Annotated in this window: 22 protein-coding genes; 20 read left to right on the top strand and 2 right to left on the bottom strand. The window is 34.6% G+C overall.

The annotated features are described in order from the left end of the window. Nucleotide 1 precedes the first annotated feature (1 nt). From purL to purD, 6 genes are read left to right on the top strand one after another with little or no spacing between them, the layout of a single operon-like run. Nucleotides 2-2,224: a phosphoribosylformylglycinamidine synthase subunit PurL gene (gene purL / locus AC1RPN_RS02555; protein ID WP_481761301.1), complete on the top strand. Its 2,223-nt coding sequence runs from the start codon at nucleotides 2-4 to the stop codon at nucleotides 2,222-2,224. After that, on the top strand, nucleotides 2,209-3,639 hold the full coding sequence (gene purF / locus AC1RPN_RS02550; protein WP_481761302.1) for an amidophosphoribosyltransferase: 1,431 nt from the start codon (nucleotides 2,209-2,211) through the stop codon (nucleotides 3,637-3,639). Before purL ends, purF begins: the two co-directional genes overlap by 16 nt. A gap of 10 nt (nucleotides 3,640-3,649) precedes the next feature. Then, the gene (purM, locus tag AC1RPN_RS02545; protein WP_481761303.1) at nucleotides 3,650-4,684 is read left to right on the top strand and encodes a phosphoribosylformylglycinamidine cyclo-ligase; all 1,035 of its coding nucleotides are present in this window, start codon (nucleotides 3,650-3,652) and stop codon (nucleotides 4,682-4,684) included. 1 nt (nucleotide 4,685) lies between these two features. After that, entirely contained in the window at nucleotides 4,686-5,264 is a 579-nt protein-coding gene (gene purN / locus AC1RPN_RS02540; protein ID WP_481761304.1) for a phosphoribosylglycinamide formyltransferase, read from the top strand. A gap of 4 nt (nucleotides 5,265-5,268) precedes the next feature. Further along, the gene (gene purH, locus AC1RPN_RS02535) at nucleotides 5,269-6,807 is read left to right on the top strand and encodes a bifunctional phosphoribosylaminoimidazolecarboxamide formyltransferase/IMP cyclohydrolase (RefSeq protein ID WP_481761305.1); all 1,539 of its coding nucleotides are present in this window, start codon (nucleotides 5,269-5,271) and stop codon (nucleotides 6,805-6,807) included. A gap of 51 nt (nucleotides 6,808-6,858) precedes the next feature. Continuing rightward, the gene (gene purD / locus AC1RPN_RS02530; protein ID WP_481761306.1) at nucleotides 6,859-8,121 is read left to right on the top strand and encodes a phosphoribosylamine--glycine ligase; all 1,263 of its coding nucleotides are present in this window, start codon (nucleotides 6,859-6,861) and stop codon (nucleotides 8,119-8,121) included. Between the two features lie 62 nt (nucleotides 8,122-8,183). Here purD and AC1RPN_RS02525 read toward each other — a convergent pair whose 3' ends face one another. Beyond that, entirely contained in the window at nucleotides 8,184-8,390 is a 207-nt protein-coding gene (locus AC1RPN_RS02525; protein WP_409022794.1) for a cold shock domain-containing protein, read from the bottom strand. 137 nt (nucleotides 8,391-8,527) lie between these two features. Between AC1RPN_RS02525 and AC1RPN_RS02520 the strand changes: the two genes are divergently transcribed. From AC1RPN_RS02520 to pyrE, 11 genes are all read left to right on the top strand, one after another. Next, nucleotides 8,528-10,186: a formate--tetrahydrofolate ligase gene (locus AC1RPN_RS02520; RefSeq protein WP_481761307.1), complete on the top strand. Its 1,659-nt coding sequence runs from the start codon at nucleotides 8,528-8,530 to the stop codon at nucleotides 10,184-10,186. A gap of 22 nt (nucleotides 10,187-10,208) precedes the next feature. Further along, nucleotides 10,209-10,652 carry a signal peptidase II gene (lspA, locus tag AC1RPN_RS02515; RefSeq protein WP_481761308.1) on the top strand — a complete coding sequence of 148 codons (444 nt, stop codon included), beginning with the start codon at nucleotides 10,209-10,211 and terminating at the stop codon, nucleotides 10,650-10,652. Continuing rightward, on the top strand, nucleotides 10,649-11,554 hold the full coding sequence (locus tag AC1RPN_RS02510; protein WP_409022551.1) for an RluA family pseudouridine synthase: 906 nt from the start codon (nucleotides 10,649-10,651) through the stop codon (nucleotides 11,552-11,554). The genes lspA and AC1RPN_RS02510 overlap by 4 nt, the downstream gene beginning before the upstream one ends. Nucleotides 11,555-11,700: 146 nt before the next feature. After that, nucleotides 11,701-12,246, top strand: coding sequence for a bifunctional pyr operon transcriptional regulator/uracil phosphoribosyltransferase PyrR (gene pyrR, locus AC1RPN_RS02505; RefSeq protein WP_481761309.1), 546 nt, complete (start codon nucleotides 11,701-11,703; stop codon nucleotides 12,244-12,246). A gap of 136 nt (nucleotides 12,247-12,382) precedes the next feature. After that, on the top strand, nucleotides 12,383-13,657 hold the full coding sequence (locus AC1RPN_RS02500; protein ID WP_481761310.1) for a solute carrier family 23 protein: 1,275 nt from the start codon (nucleotides 12,383-12,385) through the stop codon (nucleotides 13,655-13,657). A gap of 14 nt (nucleotides 13,658-13,671) precedes the next feature. Further along, nucleotides 13,672-14,622: an aspartate carbamoyltransferase catalytic subunit gene (locus tag AC1RPN_RS02495; protein WP_481761311.1), complete on the top strand. Its 951-nt coding sequence runs from the start codon at nucleotides 13,672-13,674 to the stop codon at nucleotides 14,620-14,622. Then, entirely contained in the window at nucleotides 14,619-15,908 is a 1,290-nt protein-coding gene (locus AC1RPN_RS02490) for a dihydroorotase (protein WP_481761312.1), read from the top strand. Before AC1RPN_RS02495 ends, AC1RPN_RS02490 begins: the two co-directional genes overlap by 4 nt. Nucleotides 15,909-15,911: 3 nt before the next feature. Next, nucleotides 15,912-16,988: a carbamoyl phosphate synthase small subunit gene (locus tag AC1RPN_RS02485; RefSeq protein ID WP_481761313.1), complete on the top strand. Its 1,077-nt coding sequence runs from the start codon at nucleotides 15,912-15,914 to the stop codon at nucleotides 16,986-16,988. Nucleotides 16,989-16,990: 2 nt separating this feature from the next. After that, nucleotides 16,991-20,176: a carbamoyl-phosphate synthase large subunit gene (carB, locus tag AC1RPN_RS02480; protein WP_481761314.1), complete on the top strand. Its 3,186-nt coding sequence runs from the start codon at nucleotides 16,991-16,993 to the stop codon at nucleotides 20,174-20,176. Between the two features lie 16 nt (nucleotides 20,177-20,192). Further along, nucleotides 20,193-20,906, top strand: coding sequence for an orotidine-5'-phosphate decarboxylase (pyrF, locus tag AC1RPN_RS02475; protein WP_481761408.1), 714 nt, complete (start codon nucleotides 20,193-20,195; stop codon nucleotides 20,904-20,906). Next, entirely contained in the window at nucleotides 20,907-21,533 is a 627-nt protein-coding gene (gene pyrE, locus AC1RPN_RS02470; protein ID WP_481761315.1) for an orotate phosphoribosyltransferase, read from the top strand. Between the two features lie 42 nt (nucleotides 21,534-21,575). Here pyrE and AC1RPN_RS02465 read toward each other — a convergent pair whose 3' ends face one another. Then, nucleotides 21,576-23,279 carry an NFACT RNA binding domain-containing protein gene (locus tag AC1RPN_RS02465; RefSeq protein ID WP_481761316.1) on the bottom strand — a complete coding sequence of 568 codons (1,704 nt, stop codon included), beginning with the start codon at nucleotides 23,277-23,279 and terminating at the stop codon, nucleotides 21,576-21,578. Between the two features lie 155 nt (nucleotides 23,280-23,434). Between AC1RPN_RS02465 and AC1RPN_RS02460 the strand changes: the two genes are divergently transcribed. The 3 genes from AC1RPN_RS02460 to xerS all read left to right on the top strand — a co-directional run bounded on the left by AC1RPN_RS02460 (nucleotide 23,435) and on the right by xerS (nucleotide 26,441). Continuing rightward, nucleotides 23,435-23,854: a MarR family winged helix-turn-helix transcriptional regulator gene (locus AC1RPN_RS02460; protein ID WP_481761317.1), complete on the top strand. Its 420-nt coding sequence runs from the start codon at nucleotides 23,435-23,437 to the stop codon at nucleotides 23,852-23,854. Between the two features lie 27 nt (nucleotides 23,855-23,881). Beyond that, nucleotides 23,882-24,748, top strand: a complete 867-nt coding sequence (locus AC1RPN_RS02455; RefSeq protein WP_481761318.1) for a DegV family protein — start codon at nucleotides 23,882-23,884, stop codon at nucleotides 24,746-24,748. A gap of 622 nt (nucleotides 24,749-25,370) precedes the next feature. Further along, entirely contained in the window at nucleotides 25,371-26,441 is a 1,071-nt protein-coding gene (xerS, locus tag AC1RPN_RS02450; RefSeq protein WP_409022540.1) for a tyrosine recombinase XerS, read from the top strand. Nucleotides 26,442-26,472 lie beyond the last annotated feature (31 nt).

Here is a 26,472-nt window from a genome sequence, read left to right as displayed (position 1 = left end):
TTTGGTTACAAAACAAGAACCGACGGCACAAATAATTGAAGATACCAAATTATATCAAAATTGGGGATTAACTGATTCAGAATATAAGTTAATTAAAGATGATATTTTAAGTCGTCAACCTAACTATACTGAAACTGGTTTATTTTCAGTAATGTGGAGTGAGCATTGTTCTTACAAAAATTCCCGCCCCGTTTTAAAACATTTTCCAAATTCTGGGCCGCAAGTTTTACAAGGACCTGGAGAAGGTGCTGGTGTTATTGATATTGGTGATGGTAAAGCAGTTGTATTTAAAGCTGAAAGCCATAATCATCCCTCAGCTGTTGAACCCTATGAAGGTGCCGCAACAGGTGTCGGCGGTATTATCAGAGATATTTTTTCAATGGGGGCAACACCTATTGCACTTCTTGACAGTTTACGTTTCGGTGAACTAGATAATGAGCACACTAAGTATCTTGTTTCAGAAATTGTAGCTGGTATCGGAGGATACGGTAACTGTATTGGTATTCCAACTGTTGGTGGAGAAATAGGATTTGATCCTTGTTATGAGGGTAACCCACTAGTAAATGCAATGTGTGTTGGACTGATTGATCATAAAAATATTCAAAAAGGCCAGGCAAAAGGTGATGGAAATCTAGTTATTTATGTTGGTGCTAAAACGGGTCGTGATGGTATTCATGGGGCAACGTTTGCTTCTGATGAATTTGCTGATGATAAAGAAACACAGCGTTCAGCTGTTCAAGTTGGTGATCCATTCATGGAAAAATTATTAATGGATGCTTGTCTCGAACTTATTCTAGATCATCCAGACTGGTTAGTTGGTATTCAAGATATGGGAGCTGCTGGATTAGTTTCGTCAACTGCTGAAATGGCCTCGAAAGCTAAATCAGGGATGGTACTTGATTTAGATAACGTTCCACAACGTGAAACTAATATGTCTGCTTACGAAATGATGTTATCTGAATCTCAAGAACGGATGGTTCTTTGTATTAAACCTGAATTTGAAACTAAAGTTATCAATTTATTTAAAAAATATGATTTAGAAGCCGTTAATATCGGGTATGTAACAGAAAATACGGATTATGTTTTAATACATGAGGGAAAAATTGTTGCTAATATTCCCGTTGATTCTTTAGCAAGTGATGCACCAGTCTATCATAAGGAACAAAAAGAACCTGCAAGAATCAGCAAATTTAAAGCGCAGTCTGATTTTATACCTGAAATAGAAAATACGAAGCAAACTTGGTTAGATTTGTTACAACAACCAACAATCGCATCCAAAAAATCATTGTACGAAACGTACGATTCTCAAGTTAAAGTCAATACAGTGGTTAGACCTGGTAGTGATGCAGGTGTTATTCGAATTAGAGAAACTAATAAGGCACTCGCAATGACAACAGATTGTAATGCGCGTTATATTTACTTGAATCCTAAGGTTGGTGGTCAAATTGCTGTTTCTGAAGCAGCGCGTAACATAGTTGCATCTGGTGGACAACCACTCGCTATTACAGATTGCTTAAATTATGGACGTCCTGAAAATCCAGAAATTTTTTGGGAATTTGATCAAAGTGCTATCGGTATTTCTGAAGCATGTGACTTATTTAATACACCTGTTATTTCTGGTAATGTCTCTTTATATAATGAATTTAATGAACAAGCCATTTATCCAACGCCAATGATTGGAATGGTTGGTTTAATTAAAGATGTTAAAAATATAACAACGCAAGATTTTAAACATGCTAATGATTTAATTTATTTAGTGGGTACAACTTATAATGATTTTAATGGTTCAGAAATTCAGAAAATGACTACTAACGAGATTTCCGGAGATATTAAACATTTTGATTTAAAGACTGAACAAAGTAACCAAGCGTTTGTTTTAGAAGCTATCGAATCTGGTTTAGTCGAAAGTGCACATGATTTATCTGAAGGTGGTCTAGCCGTTGCTTTAAGTGAATCCGTATTTAAAAACGATTTAGGTATTGATATTAATGTAAATATGACAGATGCACAACTTTTCTCAGAATCACAATCGCGATTCATTTTATCGATTAAATCAGAAAATAAGACAGATTTTGAAAATTTAATGAATCAAACTGCTGAAAAAATTGGCTGTGTTACAGCAGACCAATTAATTAACGTGACGACAAAAGGGAGTAAGATAACTCTTACAACTTCTGAAGCCAAACAAGTTTGGGAGGATGCAATTCCGTGCCTAATGAAATAAGAAGTTTAAATGAAGAATGTGGTGTTTTTGGTGTTTGGGGAAATGAAGATGCAAATCAGATTACCTATTTTGGTCTGCATAGTTTACAACATCGCGGCCAAGAAGGTGCAGGAATTGTATCAAATGATGAAGGTAAACTAATTGGTTATAGAGGATTAGGATTACTATCAGATGTTTTTAGAAATCCTGAAAAAATAAAAAAATTAACCGGTAATGCAGCTATTGGACATGTACGTTATGCAACGGCCGGTAGTAACGGAATTGATAACATTCAGCCATTTTTATTTGATTTTTACGATACACAGTTTGCCTTAGCCCATAATGGTAATTTAACTAATGCGGTAACGCTTAGAAATGAGTTAGAGCAAGATGGGGCTATTTTCAAATCAAGTTCGGATTCAGAGGTTTTGATGCACTTAATTCGTCGTTCATCACAAGACACTTTGCATGAACAGGTTAAAGACGCATTAAATCAAGTACATGGTGGGTTTGCTTACTTATTAATGACGTCAAACTACATGATTGCGGCACTTGATCCAAATGGATTTAGACCACTATCTATTGGTCAAATGGTAAATGGTGCTTACGTCGTTGCAAGTGAAACCTGTGCTTTAGATTCTGTTGGGGCAGAATTCGTTCGCGATGTGAACCCTGGTGAAATCGTCACTATTACTGACGAAGGGCTATCAATTGACGTTTATACAACTGAAACTAAAATGTCAATTTGTTCAATGGAATATATTTATTTTGCAAGACCGGATTCGGATATTTGTGGGATTAATGTCCATTCTGCTCGTAAAAGAATGGGTCGCAAACTAGCACGAGAAACGGGTATTGATGCAGATATGGTTATTGGTGTACCAAATTCCTCATTGTCTGCAGCTAGTGGTTATGCAGAAGAAAGTGGCATTCCTTATGAAATGGGATTAGTTAAAAATCAATATATTGGCCGGACCTTTATTCAACCCACCCAAAGACTTAGAGAACAAGGGGTGCGAATGAAATTATCAGCTGTTAAAAGCGTGGTTAAGGGTAAAAAGATTATTTTAGTCGATGATTCAATTGTTCGGGGGACAACGAGTAAACACATTGTTAGATTGTTAAAAGAAGCTGGAGCTGCTGAAGTTCATTTGCGAATTGCGTCACCACCTCTTAAATACCCTTGTTTTTATGGGATTGATATTCAAAAGCAATCTGAATTAATTGCCGCAAATAAATCAATTGAAGAAATGAAGGCTATTATTGGGGCAGACTCATTAGCATTTCTAAGTGAAGCTGGATTAATTGCTTCAATTGGTTTGAATTTAGATGCCCCATATTCAGGACTATGTATGGCTTACTTTAATGGTGATTATCCAACGCCATTATATGATTACGAGGATGAGTATTTAGCAAACTTAACGACAGAAAAGTGAGGACTTCAAAATGGTAAATGCTTATCAAAAATCGGGTGTTGATGTGAATGCAGGGTATGACGTCGTTAATCGAATTAATAAACAAATGTCACTGGTAAATGAAACAAGTTCAGTTGGTGGATTTGGAGGACTCTTTGATCTCAGTCGATTAGGTATTATAGAGCCACTTATGGTTTCAGGTACTGATGGCGTTGGCACCAAATTGATGGTTGCCTTTGAAACAAATCGACATGACACAATTGGGATTGATTGTGTGGCTATGTGTGTTAATGACATTGTTGCTCAGGGTGCAACGCCTCTATACTTTTTGGACTACTTAGCGACTGGCAAAACTGAACCTCAAAAAATTGAAAGTATTATTTCTGGGGTAATTAAAGGATGTCAAACAGCACATATGAATCTTATTGGTGGTGAAACAGCTGAAATGCCAGGGATGTATCAAAAAACACATTATGATATGGCCGGATTTGCGGTTGGTGTTGTTGAAAAAAGTCAATTAATAGATGGTCATTCAATTCAAGAAAATGACATTTTAATTGGAATTTCGTCAACCGGTATTCATTCAAATGGATTCTCACTTGTTAGAAAGATATTTCTTGAAGACATGGCTTTTAATTTAGATGAAGCTTTACCAGAAATACCTAATGAATCACTTGCTGAAATATTAATGACACCAACAAAAATTTATGTAGATGATCTGATTCCTTTATTTCAAGATAATTTGATTAAAGGCGCAGCACATATTACAGGTGGTGGCTTTATTGAAAATATACCAAGAATGTTACCAGAAGGGCTAAAAGCAACAATTAATCTAGGATTATGGCCAGTACTACCAATTTTTGATGCCATCTCTAGATACGGTGAGATACCCCATTCAGAGATGTATGAAATTTTTAATATGGGTATTGGAATGGTTTTGGCTGTTGATAAAGCTAACGTTGAACAGGTGCTGACACAATTAAATAAAGAAACTGTACACGCTTATGAAATAGGCAGTATAGAAATTAAAAATACTGATCAAACGGTCGAATTGGTAGGTAAATAAAATGGTCAAAGTAGCAATTTTTGCATCAGGGACCGGTTCTAATTTTGAATTTATTGCAGATAATCAGGCATTAAAAGATGCAGGATTAGAAATTGAAGTTTTAGTTTGTGATCGACCAAAAGCGGCTGTCATTAAAAAGGCAGCACGTAGAGGAATTCCAACCTTTATTATTCAACCTAAAGACTTTGAAAATCGTAGTCATTATGAACAAGTGATTGTTAATGAATTAGCTAAGTATCAAATCGACACCATTTTATTGGCGGGTTATATGCGTGTGATTACAAGTACATTATTGAGTAAGTATCCGATGGAAATTATTAATATTCATCCCGCAATGTTACCCCTTTTTCCAGGTATTCATGGAATTGAGGATGCGTATAAGGCAGGTGTTAGTGTAACTGGTGTGACGATACACTACATTGACGAAGGTGTTGATACGGGGCCAATTATAGCGCAACAAAGTATTCCTATTTTACCAAATGAAACACTTGAACAATTGGAAAGTAAGATTCATGATGTTGAACACCAACTATATCCAAAGGTGATTCTAAATTTATTAAACAATAAAAAGGGAGATTAATAAGATGAAAAGAGCTTTGATAAGTGTATCTGATAAAACTGGTGTTGCAGACTTCGCTCAGGGATTAATCAAACGTGGATTTGAAATTATTTCAACTGGTGGTACGTTTAATATTTTAAAGGATGCCGATATCGCTGTAATTAGAATTGAAGATGTGACTCACTTTCCAGAAATGCTTGATGGACGAGTTAAAACATTACACCCAATGATTCATGGTGGGTTATTAGCAAGGCGTGACAATCCAGCTCATATGGCTAAATTAGAAGAAGAACATATTGCCTTAATCGATTTAGTTTGTGTAAACTTATATCCCTTTAAAGAAACGATTGAAAAACCTGGTATTACTGAGTCAGAAGCTATTGAGCAAATCGATATTGGTGGGCCTTCAATGTTGCGTTCTGCTGCCAAAAATTTTGAATCTGTTTATGTTGTTGTCGATAAAGCTGATTATCCGTCTGTTTTAGATAAACTCGATGATGATAAAATGGATAATCAGTTTCGTCGACAATTAGCAGCTAAAGCGTTTAGACACACGGCTGCATATGATACTTTAATATCATCTTATTTAACAAAAGAATTAGAAATTGAATTTCCTGAAAAATTGTCATTAACATATGATTTCAAACAAGGAATGCGTTATGGTGAAAATGCACATCAAAAAGCGGCTTTCTATCAATCAGCTTTACCAAATGCTTTTTCGATTGCTGCCGCTAAACAATTACATGGTAAAGAGTTATCGTATAACAATATTAAAGATGCCGACGCTGCTTTAAAAGTTGTCTCAGAATTTAAGCAACCTGCTGTCGTTGCGATGAAACATATGAATCCTTGTGGGGTTGGTACTGGAGAAACGATTAATGCTGCATGGAAAAAAGCATTTGATGCTGATAAAACGTCAATTTTCGGAGGCATTATTGCCTTAAATCGTGAAGTTGATTTAGAAACAGCAACTGAATTACATCATTTATTCCTTGAAATTATTATCGCACCAAACTTCACAGATGCTGCATATGATATTTTAGCTAAGAAGAAAAATCTTCGTGTTATGACAATTGATTTCAGTCAAAAGGACCAAGCTGATAAATATGAATATGTCTCAGTGATGGGTGGCTTACTTGTTCAAGAACGTGATCAAGTCATTGACCAAATGGAAGAATTAAAAACGGTAACTGAAAAATTACCAACAAGTGATGAAAAAGAAGCAATATTATTCGCTCAAAGAATTGTGAAGCATGTTAAGAGTAATGCGATTGTAATTGCAACTAAGGATCAAACACTTGGAATTGGTGCGGGTCAAATGAACCGTGTCGGATCGGTTAAAATTGCGTTAGAGCAAGCACTAGAACATGGGATGGTAGAACCATTTGTCTTAGCTTCAGATGCTTACTTCCCAATGGATGATAGTGTTGAATATGCTGCTGATCATGGTATTACGGCAATTATTCAACCGGGAGGGTCAATTAAAGACCAAGAGTCAATTGATATGGCTAATCGCAAAAATATTGCTATGGTATTTAGTGGCCGTCGTCATTTCAAACATTAAATTGTTAAAATGAGTCTATCTTTTTAACCTATGAAAGGATTATTTTAAATAATGAAAATTTTAGTTATTGGTTCTGGCGGACGTGAACATGCCATCGCACGTAAATTTATTGAAAGTGATACTGTCTCAGATGTTTACTGTTTACCCGGAAACCCTGGGATGAATAACAACGGGATTAAATCTGTGGGTATTGATATCACTAATTGGATTGGCATGACAACCTTTGTCCGTGAAAATGACATTGATTGGACTTTTGTTGGACCAGAAATTCCACTGATAGATGGCATAACTGATTTTTTTCGTGAAGAAAACCTAGTTATATATGGGCCTTCAAAAGCCGCTGCCCAGTTAGAGGGGTCAAAGGAATTTGCGAAACAAGTTATGGCGTCAGCCAATATCCCGACAGCTAACTATCAGACATTTACCGATTACCAGACTGCATTAGATTATATGACGCACCAATCATTCCCAATAGTTATTAAAGCAAATGGATTAGCTGGTGGTAAGGGCGTTATTATTGCTCAAGATCTATCAGAAGCAACTGATGCTTTGCGTTCATTTTTAGTCCAACAACAATTTAATACAACAGAAGTATTAATTGAAGAGTACCTTGAGGGTGAAGAATTTTCATTGATGGCATTTATTGATCGAGATAAAGTTTATCCGATGCCAATTTCTCAAGACCATAAACGGGCATTTGAGGGAGATAATGGTCCTAATACCGGCGGAATGGGCGCATATTGTCCAGTTCCACAAATTTCAGAAGATGTTGTTACGGAATCAATTGAAAAAATTGTTCAGCCAACAGCGGATGAAATGATGAAACGTGGTATTCCATTCACAGGTATTTTATATGTGGGAGTAATTTTAACTAAAGACGGTCCAAAAGTAATTGAATACAATGTTCGGTTTGGCGACCCCGAAACTGAAGTCGTATTACCAAGATTAAAAACGGATTTTGCATTAGTTATTTCAAAATTATTGCAGCATGAAAGTCCATCTTTACAATGGGAAACAGAGGGAATCACTCTAGGTGTCGTTATTGCCGCTGATGGGTATCCAGAAAATCCTGAAAAAAATATTACATTACCCAATTTAAGTGACTTTAAGTCACTTTCCAACAGAATTGATTTTGCAGGTGTAAAATTAGTTGATAAGAAATTAGTTAGTGCAGGTGGACGCATTTATATTATGCATGAATCAGGCGTAGACATGGCAGATGCACAACAGAAACTTTATCAGTTAATTGCTGATTTTGAAGCACACAAAACATTTTACAGAATGGATATTGGTTATAGGGCGAATCTAAAATAAAAAAACGTTCATGTTTACTTATAGTACAAGTAAGCATGAACGTTTTATGAGTTTATGACAGATTAATTAGTGACAATTGAAACATTTGCGGCCTGTAAACCACGGCTACCTTCTTTAATTTCAAATGTTACATTTTGACCAGTTCCAAGTACTTTAAATGCGTCAGATTGTATAGCGGTATAATGGACAAATATCTCTTTTTCATCACCATAAGCAATGAATCCATAACCTTTTTGTGCGCTAAACCATTCAACAATGCCAGATTCCATATCAAACGCCTCCCAAAATTGGTCGTAAAGTTTAAGTACTTCTACAGTATAGGTAACTTTAACCAGTAGTGCAACTAATGACAATCGCAGTTTTCTCAGTTATACTTAAAAGAACTTAATATGAAGGGATGATCAATTTGAACGATATAGAAATTGCACAAAAAAACGTGATGAAACCAATCGAAGAAGTAGCTAACGAGATTGGTTTGAAAAAAACTGATATTGAACCATATGGTAATTTTAAGGCAAAAATAAACTTACCTTTAGATTTACCTAAAAATAAAAATTCTAAGTTAATTCTCGTTACAGCAATTAGTCCCACTCCAGCTGGAGAAGGTAAATCAACCGTAACAGTTGGTTTAGGGGATGCTATGCATCGTTTGAATGAGAAAGTTATGATTGCTCTCAGAGAACCTTCTTTAGGTCCTGTTATGGGGATGAAGGGTGGCGCAACTGGTGGTGGTTATTCTCAAGTTGTCCCAATGGAAGATATTAATTTACACTTTACAGGTGATATGCATGCTTTAACAACTGCAAATAATACACTTGCTGCTTTGATTGATAATCATATTCAGCAAGGTAACGATTTAAAAATTGATCAAAGACGTATCATTTGGAAACGAGTACTTGATATTAACGATCGTGCATTACGCCATGTTGTAGTAGGCCTTGGTGGCCCAATGCAAGGGATACCTAGAGAAGATGGATTTGATATTACAGTTGCCAGTGAATTAATGGCTATTTTGTGTTTGTCAAAAGATATTAAAGATCTAAAATCAAGAATCAGTGATATTGTTGTAGCATACAATATAGATAAAAAACCAATTACAGTTGCTGATTTAGGTGTAACTGGTGCAATTAGTTTGTTATTAAAAGATGCAATTAAACCTAATTTAGTTCAGACTTTAGAGCATACACCTGCCATTATTCACGGCGGACCTTTTGCTAATATCGCACATGGCTGTAATAGTGTTCTTGCAACACAAACTGCCTTACAATTGGGCGACTATGCAATTACGGAAGCGGGATTTGGGGCTGACTTAGGTGCTGAAAAATTTCTTGATATCAAAACACCAATCTTAGGTAAGACACCTGATACAATTGTTCTTGTTGCTACAATCCGCGCTTTGAAAATGCATGGCGGAGTTGCTAAAACTGAATTGAATACTGAAAATGTTGCTGCTTTAAAAGCAGGATTTGTTAATTTAAAGAAGCATGTTGAAAGTATGCAGCGTTATGGCATTCCAGTTGTTGTTGCTATTAACAAGTTTACTGCTGATACAGATCTTGAAGTCCAAACTTTGATTGAACTTACCTCTGAAATTGGTGTTTCCGCTATACCTGCAGATGTTTGGGGACAAGGTGGTGCCGGTGCTCTTGATTTAGCAAAAAAGGTGATTGAAACAACGAATGAGATTCATGAATTTAAAGCATTGTACGAGGCTGATGATTCTGCTGAAACTAAAATTGAAAAAATTGTTAAAACGATTTATGGTGGCGCTAAAGTTGAATATGCACCTAAAGCAAAACAGCAATTACGTCAGTTTAAAGAATTGGGATGGGATAAATTACCTATTTGTATGGCAAAAACACAGTATTCATTGTCAGATAATGCTAAACTGTTAGGAGCACCTACGGAATTTACAATTCATATACGTGAATTTAATCCTAAATTAGGATCGCGTTTCTTAGTTGCACTAACTGGAAATGTCCTAACGATGCCTGGATTACCTAAAGATCCAGCTGCAAATCATATGGATATTGACGATAATGGCCTAATTTCAGGGTTATATTAATTAAGAATTAAGAGGATTTAATATGATTTTATATGCATTATTAGCAATAATTATTTTAGTTGTAGATCAAGTAGTGAAATACGTGGTTTCAGCTAATATTGCGTTGAACACGAGTCAAACAGTTATACCTAATTTTTTATCGATTGCTAATATTAGAAACGATGGTGCAGCTTGGAGTTTACTGGCTGGAAAACAATGGTTCTTTTTTATTGTTTCTGTTTTAGCATTAGGATTAATGATTTATTACTTTTATAAATATAGAACAAACATGGGCTATAAGTTCAGCATTACATTGATGATTGCTGGAACATTAGGCAACTTTATTGATCGATTGAGATTTGGTTATGTTGTTGATATGTTTCAAACAGATTTTGTTAACTTTCCAATTTTTAACGTGGCGGATACTGCGTTAACAGTTGGCGTTATCATTTTATTAATAATTGTTTTAAAGGAAGACGATAAATGACAGAATTAGTAATTCAAGATGAGACAGGACGTCTCGATAAGGTTATTGCGAAGTTAATGCCTGAAATATCTAGATCAAAAGTACAACGCTGGATTGAAAGTGGCGATATTTTAGTTAATGGTAAAACAGAAAAGACTAAATATGCCGTCCAACCAGGAGATAAAATTAATTTAGTAGAACCTGAACCAGTTGAGTTAGATTTAATACCACAAGATATCCCATTAGACATTGTTTATGAAGATGATGATGTTATTGTTGTGAATAAACCGCAAGGTATGGTTGTTCATCCATCACCGGGGCATGCAGATGGTACATTAGTTAATGCATTATTATTCCATAGTCCTTTATCAACAATTAATGGTGCCTTTAGACCAGGAATTGTTCATCGAATTGATAAGGATACTTCTGGACTTTTAATGGTTGCTAAAAATGATAAAGCACATCAATCATTAGCTGCTCAATTGAAAGCAAAAACGAATATTCGTGAATATATTGCTTTAGTACACCAACCGATTAAAGAAGAATCAGGAATTATTAAAGCACCACTCGGTCGTTCACCAAAAGATCGTATGAAGCAAGCGGTTGTTAAAGATGGACGTCCAGCAGTGACACATTTTAAAGTGGAAAAAAATTATGAAAACTACTCACTTATTAAGTGTCAGTTAGAAACAGGTCGTACACATCAAATTCGTGTTCACATGCAATATATTGGGCACCCAGTTGTAGGTGATCCCTTATATGGGTCACGTAAAACAATTAAAGGGCATGGTCAATTTTTACATGCAGCTAAGCTTGGATTTAAGCATCCAACAACGGGTAAAGAGCTTATTTTTGAAGTACCAATCCCACCTATTTTTAAAAGTACGCTGGATTATCTTGACAAAACAAACGCTATCAGGTAACATGAAAATCAATAAAGTTCCTTTAAAATAGTCCTGTGAGACTAAAAGGTAATGTGCGAATAGATTTCTTTTCTAGAAGTCTGCCTCTTAGTCTAAGTATTTTTAGATTAGGGGGCTTTTTTATTGGAAAAAAGGAGGAATACTAGATGGCAAAAGAAGTAGTAGATTCGTTAGGTATGAAACGTGCTTTAACCAGAATGACATACGAAATTATTGAAAAGAATAAAGGTATTGATAATCTGGTACTGATTGGAATCAAAACAAGAGGCATCTATTTAGCAAGACGAATTGCGGATCGCTTAAAACAACTTGAAGGTGCTGATGTTTCAGTGGGTTCACTAGATATTGCACTTTATCGTGATGACCGACATGATGCAAGTTTAGGTAATGAACCAACTGTTAATACGCAAGGTGAACAAATTGATTTTGATATTACAGGTAAGCAAGTTATATTAATTGATGATGTTTTATATACTGGACGTACAATTAGAGCTGCACTTGATGCTTTAATGGATCAAGGAAGACCTCAAACTATTAATTTAGCCGTTCTTGTTGATCGAGGCCATAGAGAATTACCAATAAGAGCTGATTATGTTGGGAAAAATATTCCTACCTCGTCAGATGAACAAGTATCAGTTTCAGTAGAAGAAATTGATGGCAAAGACTCAATTGAAATTGAAAGAATTAAATAATAAATCGTTAAGATGTTCCAGAGAGAGCAAACGATTTAGAAATCTATTAGGGAATAACGTAGGCCCAAACTAGATTTCAACTTCGAACGCATCTCTCTATAGAGGTGCGTTTTTTATATAGAAAGGAAATGAGAAAATGAAAGAAAAGTTTAGAAATGATGATGCTGTACTTGATATCCATGATAGACCATCATTTGGGCAATGGATGGGATTATCAATTCAACATTTGTTCACGATGTTTGGAGCAACAGTTTTAGTACCTATTCTAGTCGGTTTGAACCCAAGTATTGCTTTATTTAGTTCAGGTGTAGGTACTTTGGTTTATATCGGAATTACAAATGGTAAAATTCCAGCTTACCTTGGTTCAAGTTTTGCTTTTATTGCGGTTATGCAAATGTTAATGAAAACATCCGGTTATCCGGCGGTTGCTCAAGGAACGATTGCAGCTGGATTAGTTTATCTGATTGTTTCAATTATTATCGGAAAAGTTGGTTCAGGTTGGCTTGATCGTATTTTACCACCAGTTGTCGTGGGGCCAGTTGTCATGGTCATCGGATTATCTATGGCAACAACAGCAGCAAGTAACGCGATGTTAAAATCGGGTACTTATGATATTAAATATGTTTGGGTCGCAATCTTCACCCTGGCCATTACAATATTTTTCAATATGTATCTTAAAGGATTCATTAGTTTAATTCCCATTTTATTAGGAATTGTCTGTGGCTACATTATGGCCGTCTTATGTGGAATCGTTGATTTTTCTACGGTAGAAAAGGCAAATTGGCTTACATTACCTGCATTCGATGTTGCATTTATAAATTACCAACCTAAAATTTATTGGAGCGCCATTATTGGTATGGCACCAATCGCATTTGTCACAATGACTGAGCATATGGGTCATATAATGGTTTTAAATAAATTAACGAAAAGAAACTTTTTCAAGGATCCTGGACTAAATAGAACCCTTTTCGGTGATGGTGTATCATCAATTATTGCTGGATTTGTTGGAGGTCCTCCAACAACTTCGTACGGTGAAAATATTGGTGTTTTAGCCATGACTAAGGTTCATAGTATTTGGGTGATTGGTGGCGCCGCATTCTTCGCCATTGTCTTTAGTTTCGTTGGAAAAATTAGTGCTTTGATTCAAAGTATTCCAGGACCAGTTATTGGTGGTATTAGTTTTCTACTCTTTGGTGTTATTGCTTCAAGTGGGTTAAGAATCTTAATCGATAATCAAATTGATTATGATAAAAAGCATAATCTGATGATTACTGCCAGTATCCTAGTGTTAGGAATTGGTGGCATGTACTTAAAAGTAGGCGATTTACAATTAACAAGTATTGCACTTGCAACAGTAGTAGGTATTGCACTAAACCTTATTTTACCTAAAGAAGCTAAAAGCGAAAAATAATAGGAGATGATATTTTGTTAGATAAAAAGACAAATTTAGTTCAGTTACAACATTTAGTATCAATCGAGGATCTATCTACAGAAGAAGTTGAAGCATTAATTGAAAGAGCTGAAAAGTTTAAACGAAATCCGTCATTATTTAACTTAAAACATCCTATCTTTACAACAAATTTATTTTTTGAAAATAGTACCAGAACACATAGTAGCTTTGAAGTAGCTGAGCAACGTATGAAATTAAACATTGTCTCATTTAATCCAAGTATTAGTGCACTCAGTAAAGGTGAAACTTTATACGATACTGTTTTAACAATGGGTGCTATTGGGACTCAAATCGCAGTTATCCGCCATCCTGAGAATGAATATTATCAACAATTAATTGGTGATAATGATTTGGGAGTTGGTATTATCAATGGTGGAGATGGGAGTGGACAACATCCTTCACAATGTTTACTCGATATGATGACGATTAAAGAAGAGTTTGGGACATTTAAAGACTTAAAAGTTGCAATTGTAGGAGATTTAACTAATTCGAGAGTTGCTAAAAGTAATATGCAATTATTAAAAAAATTAGGTGCTTCATTATACTTTTCAGGTCCAAAGGAATGGTTTTCTGAAGAATTTGAAGCATACGGTCAGTATTTAGAAATGGACGAATTAGTTGGTGAAGTTGATGTTATGATGATGCTACGTGTCCAACATGAGCGTCATACGGATGATAGTAAATTTTCGAAAAAGAATTATCATGAAAAATTTGGATTAAGTATTGAACGCGGTAAAAAATTAAAAAAACAAACAATTATTATGCATCCGGGTCCGATTAATAGAGATGTAGAATTAGCCAGTGAATTAGTTGAATGTGAACAATCACGATTTGTAAAACAAATGACGAATGGGGTATTTGTTAGAATGGCCATTTTAGAAGCTGTCATTAACGGACGTCATTTAATGGAGGCTAATAGAGCATGAAGAAATTAATTAAAAACGGAACCGTTTTTTTGAATCATAGTTTTAGCCAACAAGATATCTTGATTGAAGACGACAAAATTAAAGCAATTGGCACTAATTTAGCTGATGAACTGTTAAATGTTGATTTAGTTATTGATGCAGAACATTTAATTGTTGTACCCGGGTTAATTGACGTTCATGTCCATTACAGGGAACCTGGATTTGAATACAAAGAGACGATTAAGACAGGAAGTCAGGCCGCTGCCCGAGGTGGTTTTACCACAGTAGGAGCCATGCCTAATTTAGATCCTGTTCCTGATACGTTAGAACATTTTGCTGAAATAAAGCGACGTAATCAAAAAGACGGACAAGTACATATTTCCCAATATGCTGCAATTACCAAAGGTAGAACTTCTGAAGAATTAGTAAATTTTGGAGAATTAAAAAAAGCCGGGGCATTCGCCTTTACAAATGATGGCTCAGGTATTCAGACAGCTGGAACAATGTATCTTGCAATGAAAGAAGCAGTAAAGGTTAATTTACCACTTGTCTCTCATGTTGAAGATAACTCATTATTATTTGGTGGCGTCATGAACGAAGGTGTTCGTGCAAAAAATCTAGGGCTACCTGGTATTATGGGGGTTGTAGAATCATCACAATTAGCCCGAGATTTAATGCTTGCACAAAAAACGGGTGTTCACTATCATATGTGTCACGTTTCTACAAAAGAAAGTGTGGAATTAATTCGACTTGCTAAGAGTCATGGAATTAATGTTTCCTGTGAAGTTTCACCACATCATTTATTATTAACGGATTCAGACATTCATATGGATAATGGTAATTTTAAAATGAACCCCCCATTACGAACTGAAGAAGATCGCCTAGCTTTGATCGAGGGATTATTAGATGGCACAATCGATATGATTGCGACAGATCATGCACCACATAGTGAAGATGAAAAACGCGGTAGCATGCTTAATGCCGCTTTTGGTATAACTGGAAGTGAAACGGCCTTTCCGTTGTTATATACAAGAATGGTTAAAACAGGGATTTTAACATTAGCCCAACTTATTGTTCTAATGAGTGAAGCGCCAGCCAAACAGTTTAATCTAAATGGTGGTACGTTTGAGCCTGGTTCAGTAGCAGATATTGCAATTTTTGATATCAAAAATGAGCAAACAATTAATGAAGCAGATTATGTCTCAAAAGGTAAAAATAGTCCTTTTACAGGGCAAAAAATTTATGGGAAAACAATGTTAACGCTAGTTAGCGGTGAAATCAAATATGATAGTCGAAAGGTTGAGTAAATCATGAAACGATTCTTAATTTTAGAAGACGGAAGTATTTTTAAAGGATTTAGTTTTGGAGCAATGGCCTCAACTACTGGCGAAGTCGTTTTTACGACTGGAATGACAGGGTACCAAGAAACGATTACAGATCAATCATTCAGTAATCAAATTATCACGTTTACTAATCCTATTATTGGTAATTATGGTGTTAATTTGGATGATTATGAATCAATAGAACCTTCATGCAAGGGCGTTATCGTTAATAATGTTGCTAGGGTTTCTAGCAATTGGCGTCAACAATTAACCTTAGATGAATTTTTAAAACAGAAGGATATTCCTGGAATATATGGCATTGATACACGCGAATTAACAAAGAAATTACGAAATGTAGGAACGATGAAAGGAAGCATTATTGATTCCGATGCTGATTTAAATCATGCCTTTGATGCAATGAGTGCAACTGTACTCAACCAAAATATCGTCCAACAAGTTTCAACGATTAAACCCTATCCTAATCCTGGAACAAAATTAAACATTGTATTAGTCGATTTTGGGTTAAAGCACAGTATTTTGCGAGAGTTATCTAAGCGTGATTGCAACGTAATTGTTTTACCGTATAATGCAACTGCAAAACAAATATCTGATTTACAACCTGATGGTGTCCTATTATCGAATGGGCCAGGGGATCCCAAAACTTTACCGGAGGTTGTTGAGATGATCAAAATGATACAACCTAAATTTCCGATTTTTGGTATTTGTTTAGGACATCAGTTACTAGCACTAGCAAACGGTGCAGATACATATAAAATGAAATTCGGACATCGTGGATTTAATCATCCGGTTAGAGAAATTGCAACTGGACGAATTGATTTCACCTCACAAAATCATGGATTTGCGGTGGATAGCGATTCTATCGATTCAGATAAACTGATAGTGACACATCGTGAAATTAATGACGAGTCTGTTGAAGGAATTAAACATAAAACTGATCCAGCATTTAGTGTCCAATTTCATCCGGATGCTGCGCCTGGTCCACATGATGCAGATTATTTATTTGATGAATTTATTGAAATGATAAACCGAGTTGGGAGAAAATAAATATGCCTAAGAGAAATGATATCCATAAAATAATGGTTCTTGGATCTGGTCCTATTATTATTGGTCAGGCCGCAGAGTTTGATTATTCTGGTACACAAGCTTGTTTATCTTTAAAAGAAGAGGGTTACGAAGTTGTTTTAGTGAATTCCAATCCAGCTACAATTATGACGGATAAAGAAGTTGCAGACGAAGTGTACATTGAACCTTTAACGGTAGAATCAGTTTCAGGTATTTTACGTAAAGAGTATCCAGATGCCATTGTACCAACTTTAGGTGGTCAAATTGGCCTTAATTTAGCTATGGAATTGTCTCAATCAGGTATATTAGATGAATTAAACATTGAATTATTAGGTACTAAATTAAAATCAATTGATCAAGCTGAAGATCGTGAACAATTTAAACAATTAATGCAAGAGTTAAATGAACCCGTTCCGGAATCACTAACTGTTGAAACCTTAGAGAGTGCGCTAGAATTTGCAGATATTGCAGGATACCCAGTTATTGTTAGACCTGCATTTACAATGGGTGGGACTGGTGGTGGTCTATGTAAAACAGCTGAAGAACTTAGTAAAACGGTTGTTAATGGATTAGAGCTATCACCAACAACACAATGCTTGATAGAAAAGAGTATTGCAGGATACAAGGAAATTGAATTTGAGGTTATGCGAGACCACGCTGATAATGCAATTGTTGTTTGTAGCATGGAAAATTTTGATCCTGTTGGTATTCATACAGGAGACTCTATTGTCTTTGCACCAACTCAAACCTTATCTGATAGAGAGTATCAGATGTTACGAGACGTATCCTTGAAATTAATTAGGGCCTTAAAAATAGAAGGTGGTTGTAATGTACAACTTGCTCTAGATCCTCATAGTTTTAAATATAATATTATAGAAGTTAATCCGCGTGTAAGTCGTTCATCAGCATTAGCTTCAAAAGCAACGGGATACCCAATTGCGAAGATAGCTGCCAAAATAGCAGTTGGATTGAATTTAGATGAGATTTTAAATCCAGTGACTAAAACAACTTTTGCTGAATTCGAACCAGCATTGGACTACGTTGTTGCTAAAATACCACGTTGGCCATTTGATAAGTTCAATCGAGCAAATCGTTCACTTGGAACGCAAATGAAGGCAACTGGTGAGGTTATGGCAATTGGTCGTAATATGGAAGAAAGCTTGTTAAAAGCAGTTCGATCTTTAGAAATTGATGAAGATTACTTGTGCTTAGATAATGCTCAAAATGCAACTGACTCCCAACTTGAAAACCAGTTGGTTAATGCAACTGACCAGAGATTGTTTTATTTAACAGAAGCAATACGTCGCGGGTACACAATTGAAGAAATTGAAAAACTAACAAAAATAAATTTAGTCTTTTTGGATAAATTAAAACACATAGTCGAAATTGAAATGTCGCTAAGTATCAATATTAAAGATATTGACGTCCTTATTGAAGCTAAAAAACATGGTTTTAGTGATAAAGTTATTGCTGATATTTGGCACGAAACTTCGGAGGATATTAGAAAGTTTAGAATAGAAAATAATATTATTCCAGTTTATAAAATGGTTGATACCTGTGCTGCGGAATTTGAATCAGCCACACCATACTTTTATAGTACGTACGAACATGAGAATGAGAGTTTAAAGAGTAAAAAACAAGCAATTATGGTTATTGGTTCTGGTCCCATTAGAATTGGTCAAGGTGTTGAATTTGATTACGCAACAGTTCATTGTGTTAGAGCTATCCGTGACGCAGGATATGAAGCAATTATCATGAATAGTAATCCAGAAACCGTTTCAACTGATTTTTCAATCGCTGATAAATTATATTTTGAACCATTAACATTGGAAGATGTTTTAAATGTGATTGATGTTGATAAACCTTTAGGTGTAATCGTTCAGTTTGGTGGACAGACAGCAATTAATCTTGCTGCGGGATTACAACAGTATGGCATTAAAATATTAGGAACGTCTGTTAACAATTTGGATCGTGCTGAGGATAGAGAGTCATTCAACCGAGCGATTAAGCATCTAGGATTAAAACAACCCATTGGTAAGACTGCAATAACACAAGAAGATGTGCTTAAGCGAGCAACAGAAATCGGTTATCCCGTTCTTGTTAGACCTAGCTATGTTTTAGGTGGACGTGCAATGGAGATTGTTCAAAATCAGGTTGAACTCGAATTATATTTGCTAAATAACGTTAAAATCGCACCACAACATCCAATCTTAATTGATAGTTATCTTGAAGGTATTGAGTGTGAAGTAGATGCAATTTGTGATGGTGTTTCTGTCTTAATTCCAGGAATTATGGAGCATATTGAACATGCTGGAATTCATTCAGGCGACTCAATGGCTGTATATCCATCACAACATCTATCAGACAAGATTAAAGCAGAAATCGTTAATGCAACTAAAAAGATTGCACTTGAACTAAAATGTGTGGGATTAATGAACCTTCAATTTATTGTGCATCAAGATGAACTTTATATTTTAGAAGTTAATCCACGTGCCAGTCGTACCGTTCCATTTTTAAGTAAAGTAACAGGTATTAAAATGACCCAGGTAGCGACTAAAATTATATTAGGTTATGATTTGCAAGAACAAGGTTACCAGGATGGTTTATACCCAGAATCTAGTTCTGTTCATGTAAAAGCGCCTGTGTTCTCATTTAGTAAATTGAATGATGTTGATCCATTTCTAGGACCAGAAATGAAATCAACCGGGGAAGTTATGGGAACGGATCAAACATTTTCTAAAGCACTCTGCAAAGCATTAGTAGCCGCTAATATTAGTTTATCAGGTAATGGTTCCGTATTAGTAAATGTTAACGACAAAAATAAAAATGCTATATTACCACTTGTTCAACGATTTGTTTTACTTGGTTACAAAGTTTTAACATTACCAAAAATGGTTGATTTCTTTTTAGATAATCAGATTAAAACGTTTACCAGTACAGAGGCATTAAGCGTTAACCGACAATTAGATGATATTAATAATTTGTTACAAACTGGAACCGTTCAATTTGTTATCGATACACTATCAGATGATCACGATAAAGCATCATATGGTTATCAAACGCGTAAAATATCAGTAATGCAACATATTCCATTGTTTACATCTTTACAAACTGTTGATGTACTTATTCAAGCGTTAGAAAGCCAGTCATTTTCAGTAGCAGCACTATAAAAATTAAGGGGAGTAGATAATGATTAATCGACCTATCATTGCTTTAGATTTTCAGAATAGAATGCAAACGACAGATTTTTTACAGTTATTTCCTCAAGATGAACAACTATTTGTTAAAGTTGGTATGGAATTGTTTTACAGTGAAGGAACTCGTTTTGTTGAAGAATTAATTGATCAGGGGCATGACATTTTTCTTGATTTAAAATGTCATGATATTCCAAATACTGTTCGGCAAACTATGACCAGTTTAAGTCGACTAGGTATTTCATTAACAACAGTCCATGCGGCTGGTGGCGTTGAAATGATGAAATATGCATTAGATGGATTAGACCAAGGTAATTCCTCAATAAAAATGCCGAAAATAATCGCAATTACACAATTAACTTCTACCAGCCAAGAACAACTAGAAACGGAACAATTGGTTGAACGACCATTAATTGAAAGTGTCGTTAATTACGCTAAGTTAACAGAATTAGCTGGATTAGCGGGTGTTGTTTGTTCAGCACAAGAAGCTAAAATAATTAAGGAAGCAACTTCCAAAAACTTTTTGGCAGTCACACCTGGAATACGATTGGAAGGGCAGGCAGTAAGTGATCAAAAAAGAGTAATGACACCAGCTGCTGCAAAAAGAAATCAAAGTAGCGCCATCGTTGTCGGACGATCAATAACGCAAGCAGTAGATCCGTTTGCTGCTTACCAAGCAATCAAAAAAATGTGGGAGGAAGCTTAAATGAATTTAGCAGAGACAGTTGCCAGTGATTTATTAGAGATTGGTGCCGTAACTTTATCGCCAAAGAAGCCGTTTATTTGGGCAAGTGGACTAAAAAGTCCAATTTATTGTGATAATCGGTTAACGATTAGTTATCCTGAAATTCGTACTAGAATCGCTAAAGGCATAGCAGGTATTATTCGTGAAAAATATCCTGATACAGAGGTAATTGCAGGAACGGCAACTGCAGGAATACCCCATGCAGCATGGATTGCTAATGAATTAAATTTACCGTTAATTTATGTTAGAACAAAGCCTAAAGATCATGGTACTGGTCAACAAATTGAAGGACGATTAATCAAAGGACAAAAAACTATTTTAATTGATGATCTCATTTCAACTGGTGGAAGTGTTATTCAAGCAGTTAATGCAGCAAAAAATGAAGGCGCTGATGTTCTAGGTGTCATCGGTATTTTTAGTTATGAACTAGCGGCAAGTACGACAAATTTTGCTGATATTAAAACACCTTTTGAGACATTAACTAATTATTCAACACTTATTAAAGTAGCTAAGGAACAAGAAAAAATTAATTCTGATGAAAAATTATTATTGGATAAATGGCGTATCAATCCAAGTAATTGGTTATAGTAAAAAAGTTTCAACTAAGAATAATTTCTTAGTTGAAACTTTTTATTTACGACGCATAGCCATAATTTTTTGTAAGTCTGGTGTAATAAAGGTTGAGTTTTGACCTTCGTAGACAACAAAACCTGGCTTTGAGCCATTGGGCTTTTTAATCCGTTTAACTTGGATATAATCTACTGGAACAGATGCTGATTGACGATATTTTGAGAAATAAGCAGCTAAGTTAGCCGCTTCTGTGACTGTTTCATCACTAGGATTAGAACTGTGAATAATTACATGGGAACCAGGAATGTTTTTAGCATGTAGCCAGATGTCAGATTTATTGGCTGTCTTCATGGTTAGTTGATCATTTTGAAGATTATTCTTACCAACAGAGATAAGGGTTCCATCTGTTGCATAATATTCATCTGGTTTACTTATTTTAATTTTAATTGCTTTTTTATTTTTATTCAATTTTTGTTCTTTTAATAAACCTTGTTGTTGTAATTCAACCTTAATATCTGGTAAGTCTTTAGGTTCAGCTAACTCGATTTCTGATTGAATTTCTTCTAAGTAAGCAATTTCTTTTTTATTTAGGAGAAGTTGCTCATTAACAAATATAACTGCATTCTTTTGTTTTTGATATTTTTTAAAATATTTTTGTGCATTTTTTGAAGGTGAAATTTGATTGGATAATTGAATGGTCATTTCTTTTTCATTATCATAGAAATTAGGTAATGAAACTTCTGTCATTCCTTGTTTAACTAAGTGAAGATAAGTAGTTAATAATTCACCTTGGACCCGTAATTGATCCGCTGTTTCAGTATTTTTTAAAGTTTTTTCTAATTTTTTTTGTTTACCACGGTTCTTTTTGAGCTCATTTTTAACAACGCGGATTAAATGGCTACCTTGTTGTTGAACGCGGTCTTTATTTGCTTTATCGAGATAGTAAGTATCCAGCATTTCGCTTAATGAATCGAATTCTTGACCAGTACCAATTTCTTTATTTGGAATGGCCGAAAAATCAAGACGTTTGCCAGATAAAATAGTTGGTGTCGGTGTATCAAATTGTGTGAAGAAAGTTGACCAGCTGACACTAGGGTCTTCAACATTAGTATGAAGTGCAGTTGCAAGATCTAAACTAGATTGACCAGCGAGACCTTGATAGCTATTTTGAAGTTCCTTCGCTAGGACTTCCTTATTTGGAAACTCGGATAAAAGTTTTTTAAATGTATCAGTTGTATCTGTAAATGGATTTAATTTATCTTGAGCTGGTGGCTGACGATAGGTTGCACCAGGTATTAGCATACGATATCGATTTTGGTCTGAACTAATATGTTTAATGGTATCCAAAACCTTATCATTAGTTGGATTAATTAGTAGACAATTACTATAACGTCCCATCATTTCTAAACTTAAAATTAGAGGTTGTTCATCACCAAGTTCATTTCTAGTTAAAAATGAAAAATTAATAATACGATCATTAGCAATCTGATCAATTGCTACAAGTTGACCGCTCTCTAAATATTTACGAAGCATCATAGTAAAATTAGTTGGTGTTTTAGGATTTGAATAGGGAATATTTGTAATTTGTGCACGAGCATAACTTGAATGTGCAGATAATAGTAAGGGTTGATTCTTTCTATTTGCACGAATTGTAATAATAACCTCATTAGGGTAGGGTTGTGATATTTTTGAGACCCGACCACCGATTAGTTTGGTTCTTAGTTCACTAATCATTGCATGAGTAAAAACGCCATCAAATGACATTTAATCAACTCACTTTCTATAAAATATGTTTAATAACTACAAGTGTAACGTTTTAAACGATAAATCGCAAAGAATCATTATTGAATAGTTTTCTTGCCATTTTTAGTCTATATATTGTATAATGCAAGGTATATCGAATTTAAGGGGTCAACAAAATGAAAACAAGTCTTGAAAACTTACTATCAATTGATAAACAGTATAAAGTGATTTTACAACGTTTAACTAAAAAAAATCAATTAACAATATCTGAGTGGCAGTTATTAAAGAAAATAAGTGCTAAATTTAACACACAGGAAAAATTGGCCGTAGAAACAGATCTAGATATCTCAACACTAAGTCGACAATTAAAACGCTTAGTTGAAAAAGAAATGCTTGATAAGCATAGTATCGGTGACGATAAACGCCAATTGATTTATACAATGACTGAAATCGGCGTTGAGTCGTCAAAAGCAGTTGATAAAGGTTTTACTGAACTTGAAGCAACTATTTTTGAAAAGTGGCCAGAAGATGAACAAAATTTATTAAGAATATTATTAAATCGCTTAGACAAAAGTCTAACGAGGACTGACGTTTAAACCGTCATAAAATGAGGTGTTTAATTAATGAAAATAGCAATTGTAACAGATAGTACTTCGTACCTATCTAAAGATCAGATTGAAGAGAACAATATTACTATAATTCCTATCCCAGTCATTATTGACAATAAAATTTATAATGAAGGCGTTGATATTACAACTGAAGGATTCTATGAAAAATTAAAGACATCTGCATCCTTTCCAAGTACCTCACAGCCTTCTGTTGGGGAAATGATTAACTTATATGATAAATTAGGTAGCGAAGGCTATGATATTATTTTAAGTATTCATTTAACAAATACAATTTCAGGATTTATTGATAATTTAAAAAATATAGCACCAACAATTGAGTCAACTCGTGTGATACCGTATGATTCTGGTATCACAGTTATGTTAATGGGATATTTAGCTTTGGAAGCTGCTAAAATGGCTAAAGAAGATGCCTCTATCGATGATATCATTGCCCGATTAGATGATTTGAAGACAACGTTAGGTGAATATTTCATTGTTGATGATTTGCAAAATCTTGTACGAGGCGGTCGTTTGTCTAATGCTTCAGCCTTTATTGGAAGTGTTCTTAAAATTAAGCCAATTTTAACATTTGATAGTGTTTCAAATAAAATTGTTGCATTTGAAAAGATTAGATCAACTAAGAAGGCAATTAAGCGTGTAGAAGATTTATTTGAAGAGCATCGTGCATCTGTTGATTATCCTTTACGTGGACTTATTATTCATGCAAATGATGAAACGTCAGCAATTAAGTGGCAGACTAAAATGAAGAAGAAATATCCTGATATGACATTTGATATCAGTTACTTTGGACCAGTCATTGGGACACATTTAGGTGAAAAAGCATTAGCATTAGCGTGGATTAAAGACTTTGATCAAGCTTAAGAGTTATTAAAACTAACAACCGGTTTAATCGGTTGTTAGTTTTTTGTTTTCAAATAATAATTAAGATGTAACTGTGACTAGATAATAGTATGTCGGAGAAAATAATTTTAAGTTAATAGATAAAGTTTAAAAGCATCAAATGAGTGGTAAATTGAGACTTATCATATTAACACTATCCAACTTTAGTTAAAACACACAATTTAATGAAAGTTTAGTAGCGCAATATCTTACTGATTTTAAACAAGTCTATTTAAATTATCATTCGTTTTGTATTTGTATCTCGCTCATTTTATTTTATGTAAATATAATTTGTTCATCATAAAATATATTTACAATTATTATTCTCCAATAAATTATATAATTAACACTAATATTTGTAGATACATATCAAGCATGACGACCATAATTTGCCAAATTATGGTATTAGCTATATAAGGATTACTTAAAATCTAAAGTATTAAATATATTAGTTATTTTGTGAATAAACACTAATTTTAAATAATATGTATCATACTGTTTGATATAAGAACATTTTGCGTTCAACTTTCATTAAAGTTGAATTGTAACTCTTTAATGTGTTATTCTCTACGTATTAAACTATCCGTTATAATGAGGTGTATTTTTGAGAAAAGAAAAATATTTAGAATTAATTGAGAATGAATTACAGTACCAACCTTGGTATGCGCAGGAATACTATCAATCTAAATCTACAATCCCCCTATCCAATGCAACGTTATATCAATATTTAACAGAGTTTAGACGTTTTTTTGATTGGTTACTGGCAGAAGGTATTGTTAACGAAAAATCAATTAAGACAATCGATATTAGTGTTTTAGAACATTTAAAAAAGGAAGATATGGAACTATATAAATCCTCCCTACTTTCTAGAAGTAAATCAAATAATGCAAATAGCAACACACAACTCTCTAGGAGCACTGTAAATCGTTCTCTAACAGCGATTTCTTCATTGTTCAGGTATCTTTCTGAAGAAACGGAAAAAGAAGATGGAGAGCCATATTTTTATCGTAATGTGATGAAAAAAATTACTGTCGTAAAAGATAACGAAACGTTTGCTACACGTGCAGCAAATATTAAAGATAAATTAATGCTTGGAACTGAAGATCGTGATTATATTAACTTTATTGATCAAAAATATGCCGATTTGTTAAAGCCTAAAGGTCTTTCCTTTTTCAAACGGGATAAAGATCGCGATATTGCTATTAACGCTTTAATGCTAGGTAGTGGTTTACGGGTTTCAGAAGTTGCAAATAGTGACCTACCTGATTTAAATTTAAAAACAAATAATATTACCGTCATTCGAAAAGGTGGCAAGAAGGATACTGTGCCAATTGCACCGTGGGTAATCCCCTATCTTGTTAAATATATTGAAGTGCGTACAATGAACTATAAAGTAGATAAAATGGAAAAAGCCCTATTTTGTTCATCATATCGTGGAATTGGAAAACGCATTGAGAGTGGTACAATTGAAAAATTGGTAGCCAAGTACTCATCTGCATTTAAAGTCCGTGTTACGCCGCATAAACTACGCCATACACTCGCTTCTAAATTGTACCTAGAGACGAAGAATGAACAACTTGTAGCAACACAATTGGGTCAGAGTTCGACAAGTGCAACTGCGTTATATACCCATATGATTGATGAAGAACAACGGAATGCTATTAATAAATTATAAAATAAAAACGATTAACTCGATATTGAGTTAA

Source organism: Dellaglioa sp. CoH-57-MRSF-20 (assembly GCF_056781955.1).
The sequence above is the reverse complement of the archived record's forward strand: the minus strand, read 5'-3'. Positions and strand labels throughout refer to the sequence as shown.

Bases quoted from the DNA above. Each gene is read 5' to 3' on its own strand.
- purM (WP_481761303.1), top strand. From the start codon at position 3,650: ATGGTAAATGCTTATCAAAAATCGGGTGTTGATGTGAATGCAGGGTAT.
- purN (WP_481761304.1), top strand. From the start codon at position 4,686: ATGGTCAAAGTAGCAATTTTTGCATCAGGGACCGGTTCTAATTTTGAA.
- purH (WP_481761305.1), top strand. From the start codon at position 5,269: ATGAAAAGAGCTTTGATAAGTGTATCTGATAAAACTGGTGTTGCAGAC.
- purD (WP_481761306.1), top strand. From the start codon at position 6,859: ATGAAAATTTTAGTTATTGGTTCTGGCGGACGTGAACATGCCATCGCA.
- AC1RPN_RS02525 (WP_409022794.1), bottom strand. From the start codon at position 8,390: ATGGAATCTGGCATTGTTGAATGGTTTAGCGCACAAAAAGGTTATGGA.
- lspA (WP_481761308.1), top strand. From the start codon at position 10,209: ATGATTTTATATGCATTATTAGCAATAATTATTTTAGTTGTAGATCAA.
- AC1RPN_RS02510 (WP_409022551.1), top strand. From the start codon at position 10,649: ATGACAGAATTAGTAATTCAAGATGAGACAGGACGTCTCGATAAGGTT.
- pyrR (WP_481761309.1), top strand. From the start codon at position 11,701: ATGGCAAAAGAAGTAGTAGATTCGTTAGGTATGAAACGTGCTTTAACC.
- AC1RPN_RS02500 (WP_481761310.1), top strand. From the start codon at position 12,383: ATGAAAGAAAAGTTTAGAAATGATGATGCTGTACTTGATATCCATGAT.
- AC1RPN_RS02490 (WP_481761312.1), top strand. From the start codon at position 14,619: ATGAAGAAATTAATTAAAAACGGAACCGTTTTTTTGAATCATAGTTTT.
- AC1RPN_RS02485 (WP_481761313.1), top strand. From the start codon at position 15,912: ATGAAACGATTCTTAATTTTAGAAGACGGAAGTATTTTTAAAGGATTT.
- carB (WP_481761314.1), top strand. From the start codon at position 16,991: ATGCCTAAGAGAAATGATATCCATAAAATAATGGTTCTTGGATCTGGT.
- pyrE (WP_481761315.1), top strand. From the start codon at position 20,907: ATGAATTTAGCAGAGACAGTTGCCAGTGATTTATTAGAGATTGGTGCC.
- AC1RPN_RS02465 (WP_481761316.1), bottom strand. From the start codon at position 23,279: ATGTCATTTGATGGCGTTTTTACTCATGCAATGATTAGTGAACTAAGA.
- AC1RPN_RS02460 (WP_481761317.1), top strand. From the start codon at position 23,435: ATGAAAACAAGTCTTGAAAACTTACTATCAATTGATAAACAGTATAAA.
- AC1RPN_RS02455 (WP_481761318.1), top strand. From the start codon at position 23,882: ATGAAAATAGCAATTGTAACAGATAGTACTTCGTACCTATCTAAAGAT.